Source organism: Castellaniella sp. (assembly GCF_034675845.1).
Classification (GTDB): Bacteria; Pseudomonadota; Gammaproteobacteria; order Burkholderiales; family Burkholderiaceae_B; genus Castellaniella.
This window is the reverse complement of record NZ_JAUCCU010000001.1, coordinates 1,820,933-1,838,179: the sequence shown is the minus strand read 5'-3', so window position 1 is coordinate 1,838,179 and position 17,247 is coordinate 1,820,933. Positions and strand designations below refer to the sequence as shown.

General features: G+C 61.9%; 16 protein-coding genes. 3 read left to right on the top strand and 13 right to left on the bottom strand.

What is annotated here, in order from left to right; genetic code table 11:
* The first annotated feature begins 35 nt into the window (after nt 1-35).
* A complete protein-coding gene (galU, locus tag VDP81_RS08825; RefSeq protein WP_322995968.1) occupies nt 36-881 on the top strand; it encodes a UTP--glucose-1-phosphate uridylyltransferase GalU in 846 nt (281 codons plus the stop codon).
* Here the strand turns inward: galU and VDP81_RS08820 are convergent.
* The gene (locus VDP81_RS08820) at nt 874-2,208 is read right to left on the bottom strand and encodes a 3-deoxy-D-manno-octulosonic acid transferase (RefSeq protein ID WP_323012077.1); all 1,335 of its coding nucleotides are present in this window, start codon (nt 2,206-2,208) and stop codon (nt 874-876) included. The two genes, galU and VDP81_RS08820, sit on opposite strands and share 8 nt — an antisense overlap.
* Complete coding sequence (waaC, locus tag VDP81_RS08815) at nt 2,205-3,194, bottom strand: lipopolysaccharide heptosyltransferase I (RefSeq protein WP_322995966.1); 990 nt, start codon at nt 3,192-3,194, stop codon at nt 2,205-2,207. The genes VDP81_RS08820 and waaC overlap by 4 nt, the downstream gene beginning before the upstream one ends.
* Before the next feature lie 41 nt (nt 3,195-3,235).
* Between waaC and VDP81_RS08810 the strand changes: the two genes are divergently transcribed.
* Nucleotides 3,236-3,757, top strand: coding sequence for a gamma carbonic anhydrase family protein (locus tag VDP81_RS08810; protein ID WP_322995965.1), 522 nt, complete (start codon nt 3,236-3,238; stop codon nt 3,755-3,757).
* Nucleotides 3,758-3,769: 12 nt separating this feature from the next.
* On the opposite strand, the gene VDP81_RS08805 is transcribed toward VDP81_RS08810, so the two are convergent.
* Genes VDP81_RS08805 through VDP81_RS08790 form a run of 4 tightly spaced genes read right to left on the bottom strand, consistent with a single transcriptional unit; the run spans nt 3,770 to nt 7,848 of the window.
* Nucleotides 3,770-4,876 (bottom strand): glycosyltransferase family 4 protein, encoded by a 1,107-nt coding sequence (locus tag VDP81_RS08805; RefSeq protein ID WP_322995964.1) that lies wholly within the window; start codon nt 4,874-4,876, stop codon nt 3,770-3,772.
* A gap of 10 nt (nt 4,877-4,886) precedes the next feature.
* Nucleotides 4,887-6,254, bottom strand: coding sequence for a bifunctional UDP-N-acetylglucosamine diphosphorylase/glucosamine-1-phosphate N-acetyltransferase GlmU (gene glmU / locus VDP81_RS08800; protein ID WP_322995963.1), 1,368 nt, complete (start codon nt 6,252-6,254; stop codon nt 4,887-4,889).
* Nucleotides 6,255-6,270: 16 nt separating this feature from the next.
* Nucleotides 6,271-6,939, bottom strand: a complete 669-nt coding sequence (locus VDP81_RS08795; RefSeq protein ID WP_323012076.1) for a PhaM family polyhydroxyalkanoate granule multifunctional regulatory protein — start codon at nt 6,937-6,939, stop codon at nt 6,271-6,273.
* Nucleotides 6,940-6,969: 30 nt separating this feature from the next.
* Nucleotides 6,970-7,848, bottom strand: coding sequence for an NUDIX hydrolase (locus VDP81_RS08790; RefSeq protein WP_322995961.1), 879 nt, complete (start codon nt 7,846-7,848; stop codon nt 6,970-6,972).
* A gap of 42 nt (nt 7,849-7,890) precedes the next feature.
* Here VDP81_RS08790 and VDP81_RS08785 point away from each other — a divergent pair, with 42 nt between their 5' ends.
* Nucleotides 7,891-8,514, top strand: coding sequence for an SCO family protein (locus tag VDP81_RS08785; protein WP_322995960.1), 624 nt, complete (start codon nt 7,891-7,893; stop codon nt 8,512-8,514).
* Here the strand turns inward: VDP81_RS08785 and VDP81_RS08780 are convergent.
* From VDP81_RS08780 to VDP81_RS08750, 7 genes are all read right to left on the bottom strand, one after another.
* The gene (locus VDP81_RS08780) at nt 8,494-11,037 is read right to left on the bottom strand and encodes a cation:proton antiporter (protein WP_323012075.1); all 2,544 of its coding nucleotides are present in this window, start codon (nt 11,035-11,037) and stop codon (nt 8,494-8,496) included. The genes VDP81_RS08785 and VDP81_RS08780 overlap by 21 nt on opposite strands.
* Before the next feature lie 174 nt (nt 11,038-11,211).
* A complete protein-coding gene (locus VDP81_RS08775; protein WP_323012074.1) occupies nt 11,212-12,048 on the bottom strand; it encodes a universal stress protein in 837 nt (278 codons plus the stop codon).
* 467 nt (nt 12,049-12,515) lie between these two features.
* Nucleotides 12,516-13,421 (bottom strand): RNA polymerase sigma factor RpoH, encoded by a 906-nt coding sequence (gene rpoH / locus VDP81_RS08770; protein WP_323012073.1) that lies wholly within the window; start codon nt 13,419-13,421, stop codon nt 12,516-12,518.
* Nucleotides 13,422-13,525: 104 nt separating this feature from the next.
* Nucleotides 13,526-14,380 carry an endonuclease/exonuclease/phosphatase family protein gene (locus tag VDP81_RS08765; protein ID WP_322995956.1) on the bottom strand — a complete coding sequence of 285 codons (855 nt, stop codon included), beginning with the start codon at nt 14,378-14,380 and terminating at the stop codon, nt 13,526-13,528.
* A gap of 15 nt (nt 14,381-14,395) precedes the next feature.
* Nucleotides 14,396-16,189, bottom strand: a complete 1,794-nt coding sequence (aspS, locus tag VDP81_RS08760) for an aspartate--tRNA ligase (RefSeq protein ID WP_322995955.1) — start codon at nt 16,187-16,189, stop codon at nt 14,396-14,398.
* Between the two features lie 41 nt (nt 16,190-16,230).
* Nucleotides 16,231-16,875: a DUF502 domain-containing protein gene (locus tag VDP81_RS08755; RefSeq protein WP_323012072.1), complete on the bottom strand. Its 645-nt coding sequence runs from the start codon at nt 16,873-16,875 to the stop codon at nt 16,231-16,233.
* A gap of 17 nt (nt 16,876-16,892) precedes the next feature.
* A complete protein-coding gene (locus VDP81_RS08750) occupies nt 16,893-17,228 on the bottom strand; it encodes a zinc ribbon domain-containing protein (RefSeq protein WP_323012071.1) in 336 nt (111 codons plus the stop codon).
* Nucleotides 17,229-17,247 lie beyond the last annotated feature (19 nt).

Here is a 17,247-nt window from a genome sequence, read left to right as displayed (position 1 = left end):
CCTGGCATCCCTCTACCTCCAGAATTCACCACACGATGAAACCCATACGCAAAGCTGTCTTTCCGGTGGCTGGCCTAGGCACGCGCTTCCTGCCGGCCACTAAGGCCATGCCCAAGGAAATGCTGCCTATCGTCGATAAGCCCTTGATCCAATATGCCGTCGAGGAAGCCCTGGCTGCAGGCATCACCGAGCTGATCTTTATCACTGGCCGCAACAAACGCGCCATCGAAGATCACTTCGACCGCGCCCCAGAGCTAGAGTCCGAATTGCAGGCCAAAGGAAAACAGGCCCTGCTGGATTGCGTACAAACGATTCTTCCCCCGCACGTGCACTGCATCTACACCCGCCAATCCCAGGCGCTGGGGCTGGGCCACGCGGTACTGTGCGCCGCCCCCATCGTGGGCAACGAGCCCTTTGCCGTGCTGCTGGCCGATGACTTGTTGGACGCCGATATCGCCGTCACCCGCCAACTGGTGGATGCCGCCCACCAGCACAACGGCAGCGTGCTGGCCATCCAGGAAATCGATCCCCGGGATTCTCGCAAATACGGCATGGTGGCGGGCACCCCTGTCGATGCCCGCAACACGCGGGTCGATCACATCGTCGAAAAACCCGCCCCCCAGGACGCGCCATCCAATCAAGCAGTCGTCGGACGCTACGTGCTGGAACCCGAAATCTTCGATTTTTTGCGGCTGACACAAGCAGGAGTAGGCCAGGAAATCCAGCTGACAGACGCGATTTCGGCCATGCTCACACAGCGCCCCGTCTTTGCCCATCGCTACCAGGGCGAGCGCTACGACTGCGGCAGCAAAGAAGGATTTTTTGAAGCCACCATTGCCTTAGGCCAGAAATACCACGGCCTGCAAATCCCGACTAAATAACAGCCTGAGGCAGCAAGGCCTCGATGCCATCCAGCACGCGGGCAACCGCGCCGCGATGCTGACCGACCCAGTATTGCCCGGCGGCCCCCACCCGGGCTAGTTCGGCCGGGTCCTCCAGCCACTGCAGAGCTTGGCGCACCGCATGGTCCGCATCCCTGACCTGCACCAAGGCACCAGCCACCAAGGCATCGGCCACGGCCTGCTGGAAATTAGCCACATGCGGCCCCACGATCACGGGACAGCCCAGGGCGCAGGCTTCGATGAAATTCTGCCCCCCCAGGGGTGCAAAGCTGCCGCCCACAATGGCCACCTGGCTGCAGGCGTAATACCAGGGCATTTCACCCAGCGTATCCCCCAGCAACACAGCGGCCTCTTGGCAAGCAGCCAGCGCTGAACTGCTGCCATCGCCCAACGACAAGAGCTGCGATCGACGCACATAGGGCAGGCCCGCAGCGGCCAACTGATCCGCCGCCTGCTCGAAACGTTGCGGGTGGCGGGGAATCAGCAGAAACAAAATCGGCGCACCCGACAGATCCGCATGGGGCCGGGTACCCAGGTAGTGGACCAGAGCGCGAATGAAATCGGCGTCCTCGCCTTCTCTGGTACTGGCCACGGCCACGATCCGCCGCTCCAATCGGGCGGAAAACGCCCGTCCCCGGACAACCTTGTCCTGATCCAGCAAGAGATCAAATTTGAAATTTCCCGACACGCTGACATCGCGGGCGCCCAGTTGCTGCAGGCGCTGCGCATCCGCCAGCGACTGCGCATAGACACGCGTCAGGCCACGATAGGTCTGGCGCATCACCCCCCCCCATCGCAAGGTACTTTGCAGGGATGCCTGCGACAGACGTGCGCTGGCCAGCACCAGCGGGATACCGGCCTGCTGCGCGCCATGCACCAGATTGGGCCAAAGCTCGCGCTCGATCAAGACCCCCAAGGCAGGCTGATGGTGACGCAAGAACCGGCGCACCGCCCCCGGAAAATCATAGGGCAGCCACGCCTGGCGCAGCGCACCCTGGGCGATTTCAGACGCATAGACACGCTGCCCCTCGGCCCGGCCCGACGCGGTCAGGTGGGTCAAGAGCACGCAATGACCGCGTGCCAGCAAGGCCTGGATCAGGGGCTGCGCCGCCCGGGTCTCGCCCAGGCTGACGGCATGGACCCAGACGCAGCCCGACTGGGGCTGGGGCGCAGCCCCGTACCAACCGAAACGGCGGGCGCCCAGGACCTCCCAGTGGCCGCCTGCCCGGTGCGCCCGCAGCCCCATCCAGGCCAACAACAAGGGTGACAGCAGGCGCAGCAGCCAGGAATAGAGATGGCGGCTCATGGACATCCCGACGCCTGGCCTAGCGGATCGCAGGCGGTACTCAGCGCCTCGTCGATGGCTGCGATGACGCGACCCGCATCTGGCTCTTGTCCGCGCTCGCCCAGGCTGGCGGTATAGGCCGATCCCTGCAGCGGCGTACGCACCGGAGTAGAGGCCTTGTAAATACCAATGGTGGGTCGTCCCAGGCCCGCACTGAGATGCGTCAAGCCGCTATCCAGCCCAACCATCAGACGTGCCTGGGCCAGGTGATCGGCAACTTGGCGCAGCCCCAACTTAGGCAGGACCTCGGCCTGGTTACGCCCCTGGATGAGCGCCTGGGCACGGGCCTGCTCAGCCTCATTGCCGGCCAGCAGGCGCAAGCCCAACCCCTGCCCCTGAAGATGATCGAAGACTCGCTGCCAGTGCTCCGTCGGCCAGAGCTTATCGTCGCGGCTGGCCGAGGGCATGATCAGGGCAACAGGCTGGATCTCGACCCCGTCCGTGATGGCCTGCAGGCCAAAATCCGGTGGCCCCTGCAGCGCATAGCCGAAAGCCGCTGCCGCCAGCGTGCGTTGGCGGATGATGGCGGGCTGCCAGAACTCCACCCGATGCCGCACGTCATAGAACAGCGAAGCCAGTGGTTCGCGGGCGGATTTCCAGTCCAGGCCATGACGCCGCCCGTGGGCCTGACGCACCAGCCAGACGGACTTCAACAAGGCCTGCATATCCAGAATGACATCGTAGCGGCGCCCGGCCAGCAAAAGGCGCAAGGCAGCGCGCTCCTGGCGGGTCTGAGGGTCCCACCAATGCTTGCGCCAGCGTCGGTGCGCCACCGGGATGACCTCGTGTACCGCCGGATGCCAGGCGGGTATTTCGGCAAAGGATTCCTCGGCAATCCAGTCGATCTGCGCGCCCGCCACATGTCGGGCAATATCGCTGATCGCCGGCAGCATATGCACCAGATCCCCCAGCGAGGACGTGCGAACGATTAGGATACGTGTCATCATGGCGCGATTATAGGCGTCAGAAACCCTGATCGGAGACCATCATGACCTGTTACGCCCTGGGGGAACTAACCCCACATATCGATCCAAGCGCCTACGTCGCCCCCGAAGCCACCATTATCGGTGCGGCCACCCTAGAGGCCGGCACCAGCGTCTGGGCGGGGGCTGTCATCCGGGCCGACAACGAGCCCATCACCATCGGCGAACAGTCCAATATCCAGGAGGGCGCCGTCCTGCACGTAGACGCTGGACAGCCTCTCACGATAGGCCGTCAGGTCACCGTCGGCCACCAGGCCATGCTGCATGGCTGCACGGTCCACGATGGCGCGCTCATTGGCATTCAAGCTGTGATTCTGAACGGTGCGGTCATTGGCGAACACTGCCTAGTCGGGGCCGGCGCCCTGGTGACCGAAGGCAAGGTCTTCCCGCCGCGTTCATTGATTCTGGGTTCGCCCGCCAAGGTCGTACGCACCTTGTCCGACGCCGAGGTCGCGCATCTGCAGCACAGCGCCCAAGACTACGCCGCCCGCGCCGCCCACTACAAAGACACCCTGCGCGCACTGTAAAACAGCACCCGGCTAGGCGCGCCTGCAACAAGCCGCATATAGCCGGGCATAGGCATCAACCATGGCCGGCACCGAATACACCCGCGCCACATGGGCCTGCGCCCGCTGTGCCATGGCCCGCGCCACATCGGGATGGCGCAACAGCCAGCCGATCCGCCGGGCCAAGGCCTGGGGATCGCCCGCAGGCACCAGCAGGCCACGGTCAGGCTCCAGGATCTCCGGATGGCCGCCCACCGCCGTGGCCACCACCGGCACGCCTGCCAGGCACGCATCCAGCACGCTGGTCCCCAGCGCTTCAGCCAAAGAGCTGCTGACGTAGACATCCGCCAAGGATAGATAATCCCCCACCTGGGCCTGAAACCCCTGGAAGCGGTAATGGTCCTGCAAGCCCAGGGCCTGAACCTCTGCGTGGGCAGCCTGTGTGGCCGTGCCATCCGCCCCGCAATGCACACAAAGCAGACCTGGATAGTCCACCCGCAGATGGTCCACGGCGCGGATCAGAGTCAGTGGATCTTTTTCAGGGCTGAGCGCCGCCGTCGTCAGCAAAACGGGGCCTCGCCCCAGGGGGGCGGGCGTCCGACCCGCCGACGGGGCCTCATCCGTGGAGACCAGCCCCAGTTGCATGCACAAGGCACGCGTCCGGTCAGGATCAGCCACCCAGGGCTGTACGGCGCTGGGGATCACACAAACCTCCAGGCCCAGCGCCCTGGGCGTAGCGGCGGCGGCCTGGCTGATGGCCACCAGCGCATCGGCACGCGACCATTTCCAGCGCTGGCGCTGCGCATGACCGGGTTTATCGAAGGCCGTGCGCCGGGTGAACACCAGGGCCGCCGACAAGACCGGCCGCAAGACCGCCAGCAGACTCATGGCCTGAGCAGTCTGGGCATGCATAATGTCATAGGCGCGGCGCTGCGACAGCAATAAGCGCACCAGCGCCGCGCTGCCGGCGCAATCGAATACGGAAATCCCGGCGGCCCGGGCGCGCTGGGCCAATGGCGCATCCGTGCGCGCAGCCAAGGCCACCGCATGGCCAGCCGCCTGCAAGCCCTGCAAGGAAAGCAAGGTTTGGCGCTCACCGCCGCGCCAGCCTTTTTCAAGATTCAAATGCAGGACGCGCATGCGTCTGGCGTCAGGCCTTGCGCGCCGGACGCGCCCAACCGGGGATGGTTTTCTGCTCGGGCCGGGACAAGGTCAGCTGGCCCGCAGGCGCATCGTGGGTCAGGGTGGTGCCTGCCCCCAGCGTCGCGCCCTGGCCTACCCGCACGGGCGCCACCAACTGAGTATCCGAACCGATGAAGGCATCGTCTTCGATGATGGTCTGGAATTTATGGACCCCATCGTAATTGCATGTAATGGTGCCCGCCCCGATATTGACCCGATCGCCAATCTGGGCATCGCCCAAGTAGGCCAGATGATTGGCCTTGGAACCACGTCCCAAGCGGGTTTTCTTGAGTTCGACAAAGTTGCCGACATGGGCATCGGGACCAATATCGGCCCCTGGGCGCAGCCGCGCATACGGGCCGATCCGGGCAGATTCGCCGACCACGGCACCATCGACATGGGTATAGGCATCCAGCACCGCCCCCGGACCGATCCGGGCATCTTGCACTACGCAATGCGGGCCAATCCGCACCCCATCCGCCAACTGCACCGCCCCCAGGAACACGCAGCCCACATCAATGAAGACATCGCGCCCGCACGTCAGCGTGCCGCGCAAATCAAAGCGCGCCGGGTCTGCCAAGGTGACCCCCTGATCCAGCAGCCGACGGGCCTGCTCGGCCTGCCAGATGCGTTCCAGCTGGGCCTGCTGCATACGGCTGTTGACCCCCAGGGTTTCCCAGTGCGCGGCAGGCTGGCTGTGCGCGACCGGCATGCCATCGCGCACAGCCAGGCCGACGATATCGGTCAGGTAGTATTCGCCCTGGGCATTGTGGTTATCAATCTGGCCGAGCCAGCGGCGCAAAGCCGCCGTCGGGGCCGCCAGGATGCCGGTATTGACCTCGCGAATGGCGCGTTCGGTCTCGGTAGCGTCCTTATGTTCGACGATACGCTGCACCCGTCCCTGGGCATCACGCACGATCCGGCCATAGCCGGTGGGGTCAGCCAGGGTTTCGGTCAATAGTGCCAGCCCTGTCCCGCGTGCCTGCAGCAAAGCCTGCAAACTGGATGCCTGCACCAACGGCACATCGCCATACAACACCAGCGTCGTGTCATCGGCATCGGCTTCGAGCAAATGCGGCAAGGCCTGCATGACAGCGTGGCCCGTGCCCTGCTGCGGCTGCTGCAGGGCAAAGACCAGATTTTCATCCGCAAACGCGGCCTGCACCTGTGCAGCGCCATGACCCACCACCACCACGACCCGATCAGGGGACAGCGTTTGGGCGGCCGCCAACACATGGCCCAGCATGGCGCGTCCCGCAATCGGGTGCAGGACTTTAGGCAGATCAGACTGCATGCGTTTGCCCTGGCCTGCCGCCAGGATGATGATGTTCAGCATAAATGATGAGGTGAAATTAAGTGCTGCGCTTTTTTGGGGCAGCGGCAGTTTTGGAGGCCTTAGCGGCCTTGGGCGCCGCAGCAGGTTTACGCGCCGTGGATTTGGGCGCTTCTGCGGCGGATGCCTGCCGCGCGGGTTTAGCGGCAGGCGCACGCTTAGGCTTGGGGCTGACGGCCTCGGCGCTCTCGGCCATGGTGTCGAAACTGGCCTTGGTGGCATCGCGCAATTGCTCGAACTGCTGCTGCACGAGATTCCACCAATCGCTGGCCGCCTGGGTATACGCCTGACTGGAATCGCCAACCGCCTGCGCAGCCGCGCTGCCGACAACGGATGGCGCGGCATCAGCAGGCTGGCTGCCGGGCGTCATCCCGGCAAACGCCCCTTCCGCAAAAGATTGCAAGGTCTTCAAGGTACTGCGCTGGATTTCCAGGCCCTGGATGGTGCTGGCCAGCATCGTGGCATTCAGCTGCAACCAGTTCTGGACCGTCTGCAATTCGCGAATGCGGCGATCCAGGTCCTCGGGGGACAAGGACGGCATGGCAGGCGTTTCCAGGGTACTGCCGCCCGCCAGATTCTGCCAGGCCTGACGCATCATATCCAGGCCCGCCATCAACGGGTTACCTGCAGCATCGCCCGTCTGGCCAAAGCCAGGCAGCACGAACGGATTGTTTTTATCTTGTGCCATGATGACTCCTTTGCCAGCGTCAGGCTGGCATCAACCGCTGAACAGGACAGCCGTCTGACCGGCGGACAGACGATGCTGCAATGAATCCAGAATACAAAGTTCGGCCTCTAGCGTAAAGGCGCCATGGGTAATCATATCGCGCAGGACACCCATATCGACGCAGCGAAACTCCATGACCTCACCATCCAGGCTGGCAGGCGCTGTGGCGGCATCCAAGACGCAGTCGCTGAGGTGTACGGTCTCGACCTGATAGCCATCGGGCAAGCGCCTGTGCATGCGCAGCACCGTGCGCAAGGGGCTGTGCGCGGCGAGTTCCACGGGCGCCAGGCCGGCTTCCTCGTGGGACTCGCGCAATAAGGCGGATGCGGGGTCCTCGCCGGCCGACACCAGGCCTCCGGACAAAGTATCCCAGAGGCCGGGGTCGGTGGATTTATCCAGTGATCGGCGCGCCACCCACATGCGCCCATCCGGCGCCCAGGCGCTAAGATGCACCGCGTGGGTCAGCAGGCCCAGCGGTCGCACCGCGCCGCGCTCGATGTGGGCCAGCACACGGCCCTCGGCAATGACATCCAGAAGTTCGTTGCGCCAACTGCGGATCTGACCTGCGTCGCGCATGATGACGGCGATCTCGCGCAAGACGGCATCCATGCCCAGGCGCTGGGCGGGCACAGGCATCAGGTGCGCGGCCTCGGGTTCTACATGAACGCCGGGGTGCTGTGCGATGGCATCCAGCACGGCGGGACTGACCCAGCCCGCCACCCTGCCGGCCACCGTCACAGGCCGGGCACCCACGGGCGGCAACTGCTGCGCGCGCCGTACCAGACGGGCACGACGGGCCATCAGTTCTTCAAGGGAAAATGCCACGGCAGTCAAATCCATCGAAGCATTGTAGTAGATGGCGATGGCCAAGACACGTAAACTATCCTTTATTCAGATTGTTCCAGGTAAGGCATGTCCATTTCATCTTTTCCCATTACGCGCCGCACCGTGTTGGCGGGTGCCATCGCGACCCTATCGCTGGTTCTGACGGGCTGCTCACCCAGCACCGCAACTCCCCTGCCCTTCGAAGGCAACGACATCAGCGACAGCGGGCTGGGCCGCGACCTGTCCATGGTCGACACCCAGGGGCAGACCCGCACCTTGGCCGACTACCAGGGCAAGATCCTGCTGATATTCTTCGGTTATACCCAATGCCCGGATGTCTGCCCCACCGCCATGGCCCAGGCGGCCCAGGCGCTGGAGCTTCTGGGCGCACAGGCCAGCAATGTCCAGGTCATCATGATCTCCGTCGACCCCGCCCGCGACACCCCGGAAATCCTGGACGCCTACGTGGGCGCCTTCGATCCGTCCTTCGTGGCCCTGACCGGCACCCCCGAACAGTTGGAAAAGACCGCCCGGTCTTTCAAGGCCTTCTATGCCAAAGAACCCGGCCCTACCCCTCAGCAGTACGCCATGAATCATTCAGCGGCCTTTTACCTGCTGGATCAGGACGGCAATGCCCGCGCCCTGCTGGGGCCATCCCTGACCCCCGAGGACATGGCGCACGATATCCGGCTATTGCTTCAGGCTTCCTAAGTCCGGCAGCGGTTCATGCTGGCGCTCGCCAGACTCGAACTGCTGCCAGACCTCAACCGCCCGCAAGCGCTGGCGCACGATAGTATTGATTTTTTCATTCAACTCCGGAAACCGTTCCAGCAGCTTCTTGAAGTCTTTCTCCTGCAGCATCAGCAGGCGGCTGTAACCCAGCGAATGCGCCTGCGCCTGAAAATCATGGTGCAGCACCAGGGCCATTTCGCCAAAAGTCTGGCCGCTGCCCAATTCGGCGGTGGTGCCATCAGGCAAATCCAGCACGACCGCCCCGGAGGCGACAAAATACATGGCGCGGCTATTGCGCCCGATCCGGGTGGGAATTTCTTGCCCGGGAATCGCCAGACGCGGCTTCAGGACTTTGCTGATGGCCGCCATCATGCTTTCATCCAGGCCCTCGAACAGACTGACGCGTTTGACCAGCACCGCTGCGCTTAACGATATATCCAGGCCATTTTGTTTTTCCAGCGGCCCCCAGCGAGTCTCTACCTGCTCCACCAGGTCGGCATAGGTTTCACCGCTGATCAGGTTTTGCGCCAACATGTCCCGGTAGCGGACATGCTCCATCGAACGCGCCATGCGGGCCAGATAGGACGCCTGCATATGCTGGGCATAGCTGGGATATTGCAGGGCCATGGCCTGCAAGGCGCCGTCCAGCAAGGCCAGGCGGCGCTGGTGCGCAGCAATGATGATGTCCGTGACCTCGGCTCCCAGCAAGGGCTGCACATCCGTGCGGGCAAACTGGATCAGGCGGCGAGCGACTGCCCATTTGGACATCAGATTGGTGAAACGCTGGGCCAATGCCCGGGCCAACCAGAAAGGCTGGCCGGTCAGATGATGCAGACGCAAGGCCAGGCGCAAAGCCTTGGAATAGCGCAAGTCGGCCTCGACGTCGGCCTCGAAACCTGCGATTCCGCCCAGCCGCACCGCATCGCCCAGGCGCTCCGCGCGCGCCAGCAATGATTCTGCGGTGCGCCAATCCACCACCTGGGCTTTCAGGGCGGCAAAAAACATCTCTTCCTCGCGCCCGGCCAATATCCCCATCCCCACCGCAACCCGCTCATCCATGGACAACTGATGCACCTGATTGGCATCCATACTGGCCTGGCCGGCATCAAACACGGTTTTCAAGCGGTTCAGTACATCCTGGCCGATATGTTCGTTACGGGCAATCTCGGCAATGCGCAGCCGCAGGGATTCAAGTTCCACCACCTGGGCCTGATCCCGCAAAGCGCGATCCACGGGCGAGAGCTGGTTGAGCCCCAGACGCGAGATCAGAGGCCGCAGGGTCAGGCCATTGATGAACAAGGTCATCAGCACAAAGCCCGTGGTAGCCACGGCGATGAACTGGCGCGCCTCATGCGGCACGGCGGGCTGCTCGGTGACCGCCAACGCTAACGCCAGGGATACCGCCCCCCGCAGCCCGCCCAGCAGCATCACGGCCCGATACGACCGGCTGACCCGGGTTGATAAACGCAACCGCCCCAACAAAGGCAATAAGCCATACACCATCACCGCCCGCGCAGCCAGCGTCACGATGAACAGCACCAGGATCAAAAAAACTTCCATCCAGGTGATTTCGGCCATCATGCGCGGAATCAGCATGGCGGCAAACAGAAAAATCAGGGAATTGGCCCAAAATCCAAATTGGGCCCAAGAGCCTTCCAGTTGTTCGAAGGTGGTGGGCGACATGCGGGTGCGCCCGCTGGAACCCACCACCAGACCGGCAATCACCGTGGCCACCACCCCGGAAACCCCCAGGTAGTGTTCCGCCACGAAGAAAGTCAGGTAGGCCAGCGCCACCGTCAGGGTGACTTCGGCGGTCGGCCAGCCGCGCAACCAACTGAATAAAGAGGTCGCCAGACGCCCCATGACCAGTCCCGCCAGGCCACCGCCGACAAAGCTGATCACAAAACTGCGGGCGACCTCGAGGACAGAAGGTTCGCCACCGCTAAAAAGCACGCTGAGCAGCACGGAATACAGCGCAATGGACGCCGCATCGTTGAACAGGGACTCGCCCTCGACCAAGGTCGTCAGACGCCGAGGCGCCCCGACCTCGCGAAATATCCCCACCACGGCCACCGGGTCGGTGGTGGCCACAATCGCCCCCAGCATCAGGCAGACCACCAGGCCATAAGGCGATATGGCCGCCAGTGAGAACCCCACCGCCAGGGTGCACACCACCACGGCGACAATCGCCATCACCAGAATCGGGCTGATATCATCCAGTAAACGGCGGATATTCATGGCCAATGCCGTCTCGAACAACAGCACGGGCAGAAAGACAAACAAAAAAGTCTCGGAGGATATCTCGAAGTGCTGAAGCGAATCCAGGAAGTCTGCCACGACCCCGGGCGCCCAGCCATGCACATGAATGATCACCCCCAGCACAAAGCCGACGATGGCCAGCAATACCGAATAAGGCAAGCGCAGGCGCCCCGCCAAGGGCGGCATAAAAGAGATCAGGGCCAGCAAGCCCGCCAGGCCAAATACCAAGAGGCCAATTTTCATGATGACTCAGAGAATCCCGATACGCCAGTATGCCATGCGATCCATGGCGCAAACATCAGCCAGGGCCCATGACAGGCATGTGTTGCGCCATGAATAATGGGGTCAGACACCATTTTTAAAAATGGTGTCTGACCCCATTATTTTGCCGCAGGGATGAAGCCCTGCTGACGCCGATCAGTTGGACAGCAGCACCGGCACCGTCATCGATGACAGCAGCGTCCGGGAAGCGCCCCCCATCACCCACTGGCGCATGCGGCTATGCCCATATGCGCCCATCACGATCAGGTCGCTGGCCAGGTCGGTCGCGGTATTCAGAATGACATTGCCGACCCCGAAGCCCTCGCTGCGCTTCAGCAGGCTTTTGGGTTTCGGGTAGCCCAGGCTGACGCAATAGCGGCTGAAATCGTCATCCCGCAAATCCTGGGACTGCAACACGTCTTCCTCGCGGTCGATCTCCAGCACGGCCAATTCCTTGGATTCGCGCAGCAGCGGCGCGGCATCCGCAAAGGCACGGGCAGCTTCACGACGCTGATCCCAGCAATAAAGCACGCGCTGCCCGATGGATTCGATGGCGCCAAAGTTGGGAATCATCAGCACGGGACGCCCGGCAGCCATCATCACGGTCTCGGGCAGATTGGGCGTAAAGGCGGAGAAACTATCCGACTGGTCGCCTTTGCTCATGATGATCAGATCACAATAGCGGCTATGCAGACTTAGGGCTGCATCGGTTTCGCCCTTTGGCACCCGCCAGTCGGCCTGTATGCCTGCTGCGGCGGTTTTTTCCGTGTAGACCTTCTGGACAGCAGCACGATCCTCGTCGTAGCGGCCACGCAGTAGTTTGCTGACATCGGGTGGCATGATGCTTTCTTCATAAGTGCGCCCGATAATCCCCCCTGGCGCATAGATACCGACAAGCTCGGCCTGATGTGCCTTGGCCAACAAAATACCAGCCTCGATGCGACGTGTACACGCCTTATCGTCACTTAAATGAATGGCAATGCGACCTAACATGGAAATCCTCCTGTGGTTTGCGACCTGCCGGGCAGATTTGGCCCGATCAGTTCCATCATATCGACAAGCCGCCTGATCAGGGGGCAAAAAAGCGTGCCTCCGAAAAATCAATTTGATGCACATCAAGAGATTGATGGGCAAGCGGAAGCCCGGCAGCCGAGCCAGTCCGGCATGGACGCGCCAAAAAAAAAAGGGATGCCGGGGAGGCATCCCATGAACATCCGCTTCGATAGGGAGGGGAAGAGGAGAAACTGAAGCGGACGACAGGACGTCACGGCCAGGGAGCCGAGTATCCGTCCATTGTTCAATTAGTCCGCCCCAAAAAGGAAAAGTTCCGGGAAAAGCAGCACCAAAATGAAACTAAATGTTAAATCATGACTACATGGATGATTTTGCGTGTCATATCCATACGGCCACCTGACCCGATGGACAGTCAGCCGACTATCCAACAGGCAGTGCGTGCAGGCTTAGGCAGCGGCGAAGTCTGCCTGGCGATCCGCCAGGGCAATCTTGAGTTTTTTGAGTGCGGCAGATTCGATCTGGCGCACACGCTCGGCCGAGATGCCATATTCAGCGGCGAGTTCGTGCAGGGTGGCACCACCGTCATCGGCCAGCCAGCGCGACTGGACGATATGCTGGGACCGTGCATCCAAGTCACCCAAAGCCTGGGCCAGGCCTTCAGTCTGCAAGGTATCCATGCGGCGACGGGCCAGGATCTGATCTGGCGATTGGGTGTCGTCCGCCAGCCACGCAATGGGCGCAAAGCGATCTTCGTCGTCGTTGGAGGCATCCAGCGCGCAATCGCCGCCGGACAGACGGACTTCCATTTCGGCGACGTCTTCGGGGCGCACATTGAGTTCGCGGGCAATATCCGAGACCTGATCCGGCCCCAGCGTCTGCCCGTCTGGACGCATGCGCCGCAGATTAAAGAATAGTTTGCGCTGAGCCTTGGTGGTGGCGATTTTGACCAAACGCCAATTACGCACGACGTACTCATGGATCTCGGCACGTATCCAGTGGACGGCAAAGGACACCAGTCGCACACCGCGTTCGGGGTCGAAACGACGCACGGCCTTCATCAGACCGATATTCCCTTCTTGGATAAGATCGGCATGGGCCAGGCCATAGCCCAGGTATTGACGGGCGACCGACACCACCAGCCGCAAGTGCGACAGAATGAGTTCACGCGCAGCGGCCAGATCATTGTCGTCGCGCAAACGACGCCCAAGATCGGATTCTTGCTGGGCAGTCAGCAGCGGAAGACGGTTGACGGCACTGATGTAGGCTTCGATGGAGCCCAGAGCGCCAGGATTGGAAATAGCCTGCGCGAGCTGGGCCGGTGCCAGCGCCAGGGATGACGAGGGAAGGCTCATGGTGGCGATATCCTTGATGATTGCTTAATCTTAGCACTCTAAGAGGCTGAGTGCTAATTTCCTGGTAACTAAAGTTAGACACGCCAGATGATTGAGAGTTCCGATCAGGGCAATTCCAGCTCGGCCACCAGGGGCGCATGATCGGAGATTTTCTTCCAGGGGGCACCATGCAGGACGCGGGCACGACGCACGGCAAAGCCACGCTGGTAGATGCGATCCAGGCGCAGCCAGGGAAAAACCGATGGAAACGTACGCGGCGGCGGCGTCAGGCGGGCATCCAGCCCCGTCATGGACAAAGCAGGTGCGATATCCTGGGATTGGCCTCGTAGCCAAAACATGCGCTGACGCAACTGAGCCACACGATGTCGCAGGCGATAGATCTCGTCGGTGCCCTGAGGCGCGGCTGCAAAGACCTCGACCAAGCCCAACTGCTGCACGAACAAGGGCGCCAGTCGATTGGTCCAGTCATTGAAGTCACCCGCGATCAGCAGGGGTTCGTGGGCGGGCACCAGACGGCGGATACGCTCTACCAGGGCATGAACCTGCCGTGATCGTCCGCCTGCCAGCAAACCCAGATGCACCACCAGACAATGCACCGGGGTATCTTCGACTTGGACGACGCCATGCAGCAGACCGCGCTGTTCCAGCCTATGGTCGGAGATATCCTGATTTTCGTAGTACAGAATCGGATAGCGCGACAGCAGCGCATTGCCGTGATCGGTGGTGGCATGCACGGCGTTGCAGCCATAGGCTGCGTGCATGTGCATCGCGGCCGCCAGGGATTCGTGCTGAGCGTCCAGGCTGCCATGGTGCTGATTGCGGCCCTGGACTTCCTGTAAGAACAGGAGATCGGGCCGCAGACCATACAAGCCCAGGCGCAAGTCCGCCAGCGATTCACGCCCACCCGTGGCAGAACGCCCCTTATGGATGTTGTAGCTGACGACTCGCAGGACTGACATGGCGCGGCCCTGCGTTTACTTGGTCTCGGGCTGACGCAAGCGAATATGCAGCTCACGCAACTGCTTTTCATCCACGGCAGACGGGGCCTGCACCAGCAAGTCCTGAGCCCGCTGAGTCTTGGGGAAGGCAATGACGTCGCGGATCGATTCGGCCCCTGCCATCAAGGTGACCAAACGGTCCAGGCCGAAGGCCAGGCCACCATGCGGGGGCGCACCAAACTGCAGCGCATCCAGCAGGAAACCGAACTTCTCGCGGGCTTCGTCCTCGTCGATATTGAGGGCCTTGAAGACCTTGGTCTGAACATCGGCGCGATGGATGCGTTCGGAGCCACCACCGACTTCCCACCCGTTAATGACCATGTCGTAGGCACGGGCCAGGGCGCTGCCTGGGTCGGACTCGAGCAAGTCCTCGTGGCCGGGCTTTGGGCAGGTGAAGGGGTGATGGGCAGCGGTGTAGCGCCGGTCTTCCTCGTTGTACTCGAACATCGGGAAGTCCACCACCCACAACGGCTGCCAGCCAGCTTCGAACAGGCCATGCGTGCGGCCAAATTCACTCAAGCCGATCTTGACGCGCAAGGCGCCGATGGCGTCATTGACGACCTTGGTGCGGTCGGCGCCAAAGAAAATCAGATCACCGTCCTGGGCGCCGGTGCGTGCAATCAGGCCACGCAAGGCATCCGCATGAATATTTTTGACGATGGGCGACTGCAGGCCCTCGGGGATGGCCGTGGCGTCGTTGACCTTGATGTAGGCCAGACCGCGCGCGCCATAAATCGCCACGAACTGCGTATAGGCATCGATCTCGCTGCGCGGCATGCTGGCGCCACCGGGCACCCGCAAGGCCACCACCCGGCAGGCCGGGTCCTTGGCCGGACCGGCAAAGACCTTGAAATCCACATCCTGCATCAGGTCGGCCACATCGATAAATTCGAGCTTGACCCGCAGATCGGGCTTATCCGAGCCGAAACGGCCCATCGCCTCGGACCAGGGCATCACCGGGAAAGGATTGGGCAGGGCCACTTCCAGCACCTGACTGTAGATATCGCGCACCATACCTTCGAAGATCTCGCGGATCTGGACCTCGTCCAGGAAGGATGTTTCGCAATCGATCTGGGTGAATTCAGGCTGACGGTCAGCACGCAAATCCTCGTCACGGAAGCACTTGGTGATCTGGTAGTAGCGATCAAAACCCGCCACCATCAGCATTTGCTTGAACAACTGAGGCGACTGCGGCAAAGCGAAAAATTCGCCGGGATTCACGCGCGACGGCACCAGGTAATCGCGAGCGCCTTCGGGGGTGCTGCGGGTCAGCATGGGGGTCTCGATGTCGATGAAGCCCAGTTTGTCGAGGTAGTTTCGGGCCACCAAGGAGACACGGTAGCGCAACATCAGGTTGCGCTGCATCTGCGGACGGCGCAGATCCAGCACCCGATGCGTCAGGCGGGTGGTCTCGGACAGGTTATCGTCATCCAACTGAAACGGCGGGGTCAGTGAGGCATTCAGGATTTCGATTTCGCGGCAAAGAATTTCCACGTCACCGGACAGCAGATCCGGATTGCGCGTGCCTTCCGGGCGCAAGCGCACCAAGCCCGTGATGCGCACGCAATATTCATTGCGAATCCGCTCAGCCGTGGCAAAGCCTTCGTGGTTGTCGGGATCGACCACGATTTGCGCCAATCCTGCCCGGTCACGCAGGTCGATGAAAATAACACCGCCGTGATCGCGGCGACGATGCACCCAGCCAAACAGGGTGACGGTCTGATCAAGGTGGGCTTTGGACACCTCGCCGGTGTAGCAGGTACGGTTCAAGAAGAGCTCCGAATATTTGAAAGCAAGACTGTGCTTGGATTTTATTGGGCAATGTCGCCAGCGGCCGACGCCGACCGCACTGTGGGCGGTGGTGTCAGGGCGGATGGCGCCACCACCCCCATGGAAACAATATATTTCAGGGCGGTTTCAACGGACATGTCCAGCACCTGAATATCGGTGCGCGGCATCATCAGAAAAAAGCCGGAAGTCGGGTTAGGCGTGGTCGGCACATAGATGCTGACATAGTCTCCGACCAGCCGACCCGCGATTTCGTCGCAGGGGACACCGGTGAGAAACGCAATCGTCCAGGCCCCTTGGCGCGGATACTGCACCAAGACGGCCTGGCGAAAGGCCTGACCATTAGGGGCAAAGACGGTATCGCCGACCTGTTTGACCGAATTATAAATGGAGCGCACCAAGGGGATGCGCCCCAGCAAGGCTTCCCAACGCGATAAAATGGCGCTGCCAATAAAATTGGCGCAAAACAGGCCGGTAAACAGAATAATGCAGAGAACCAGCGCCAGTTCAAAGCCGGGGATCGCCACCCCAAACAAGGCCTCTGGCGACAAAAACGCCGGCACCATAGAGCCCAGGGTGCGCGCCAGCACCGTCAGCACCCAGATCGTGGCAACCAATGGCAGCCAGATCAACAGGCCTGTGATGAAATAACGTTTGAAAAATCGCATGTGACCTGGATCAGGGCTTAGCTGGAAGCTGCCGCAGAGCCGCTGGCAGCGCCGGGCTGGGAGGTACTCGCCCCCCCGCCCGCAGCAGGCGTTGCACTGCCCGAGGCCTCGGATGATGCCCCCGGAGAGGCCGAGCCCAACACCCCATCAGAATGCGAACCGGACTTGGTGCCGCCCCGGAAATCGGTTTCGTACCAGCCGGATCCCTTAAGGCGAAAGCCTGCTGCAGTGACCTGTTTTTCGTAGGCCTCCTGGCCGCACGACGGGCAGGTGGTCAAGCGCGGATCAGAAATCTTTTGCAATACGTCCTGCTGATGACCGCAATGACTGCAACGATATACATAAATAGGCACAGCGAATGTCCTGTAAGTC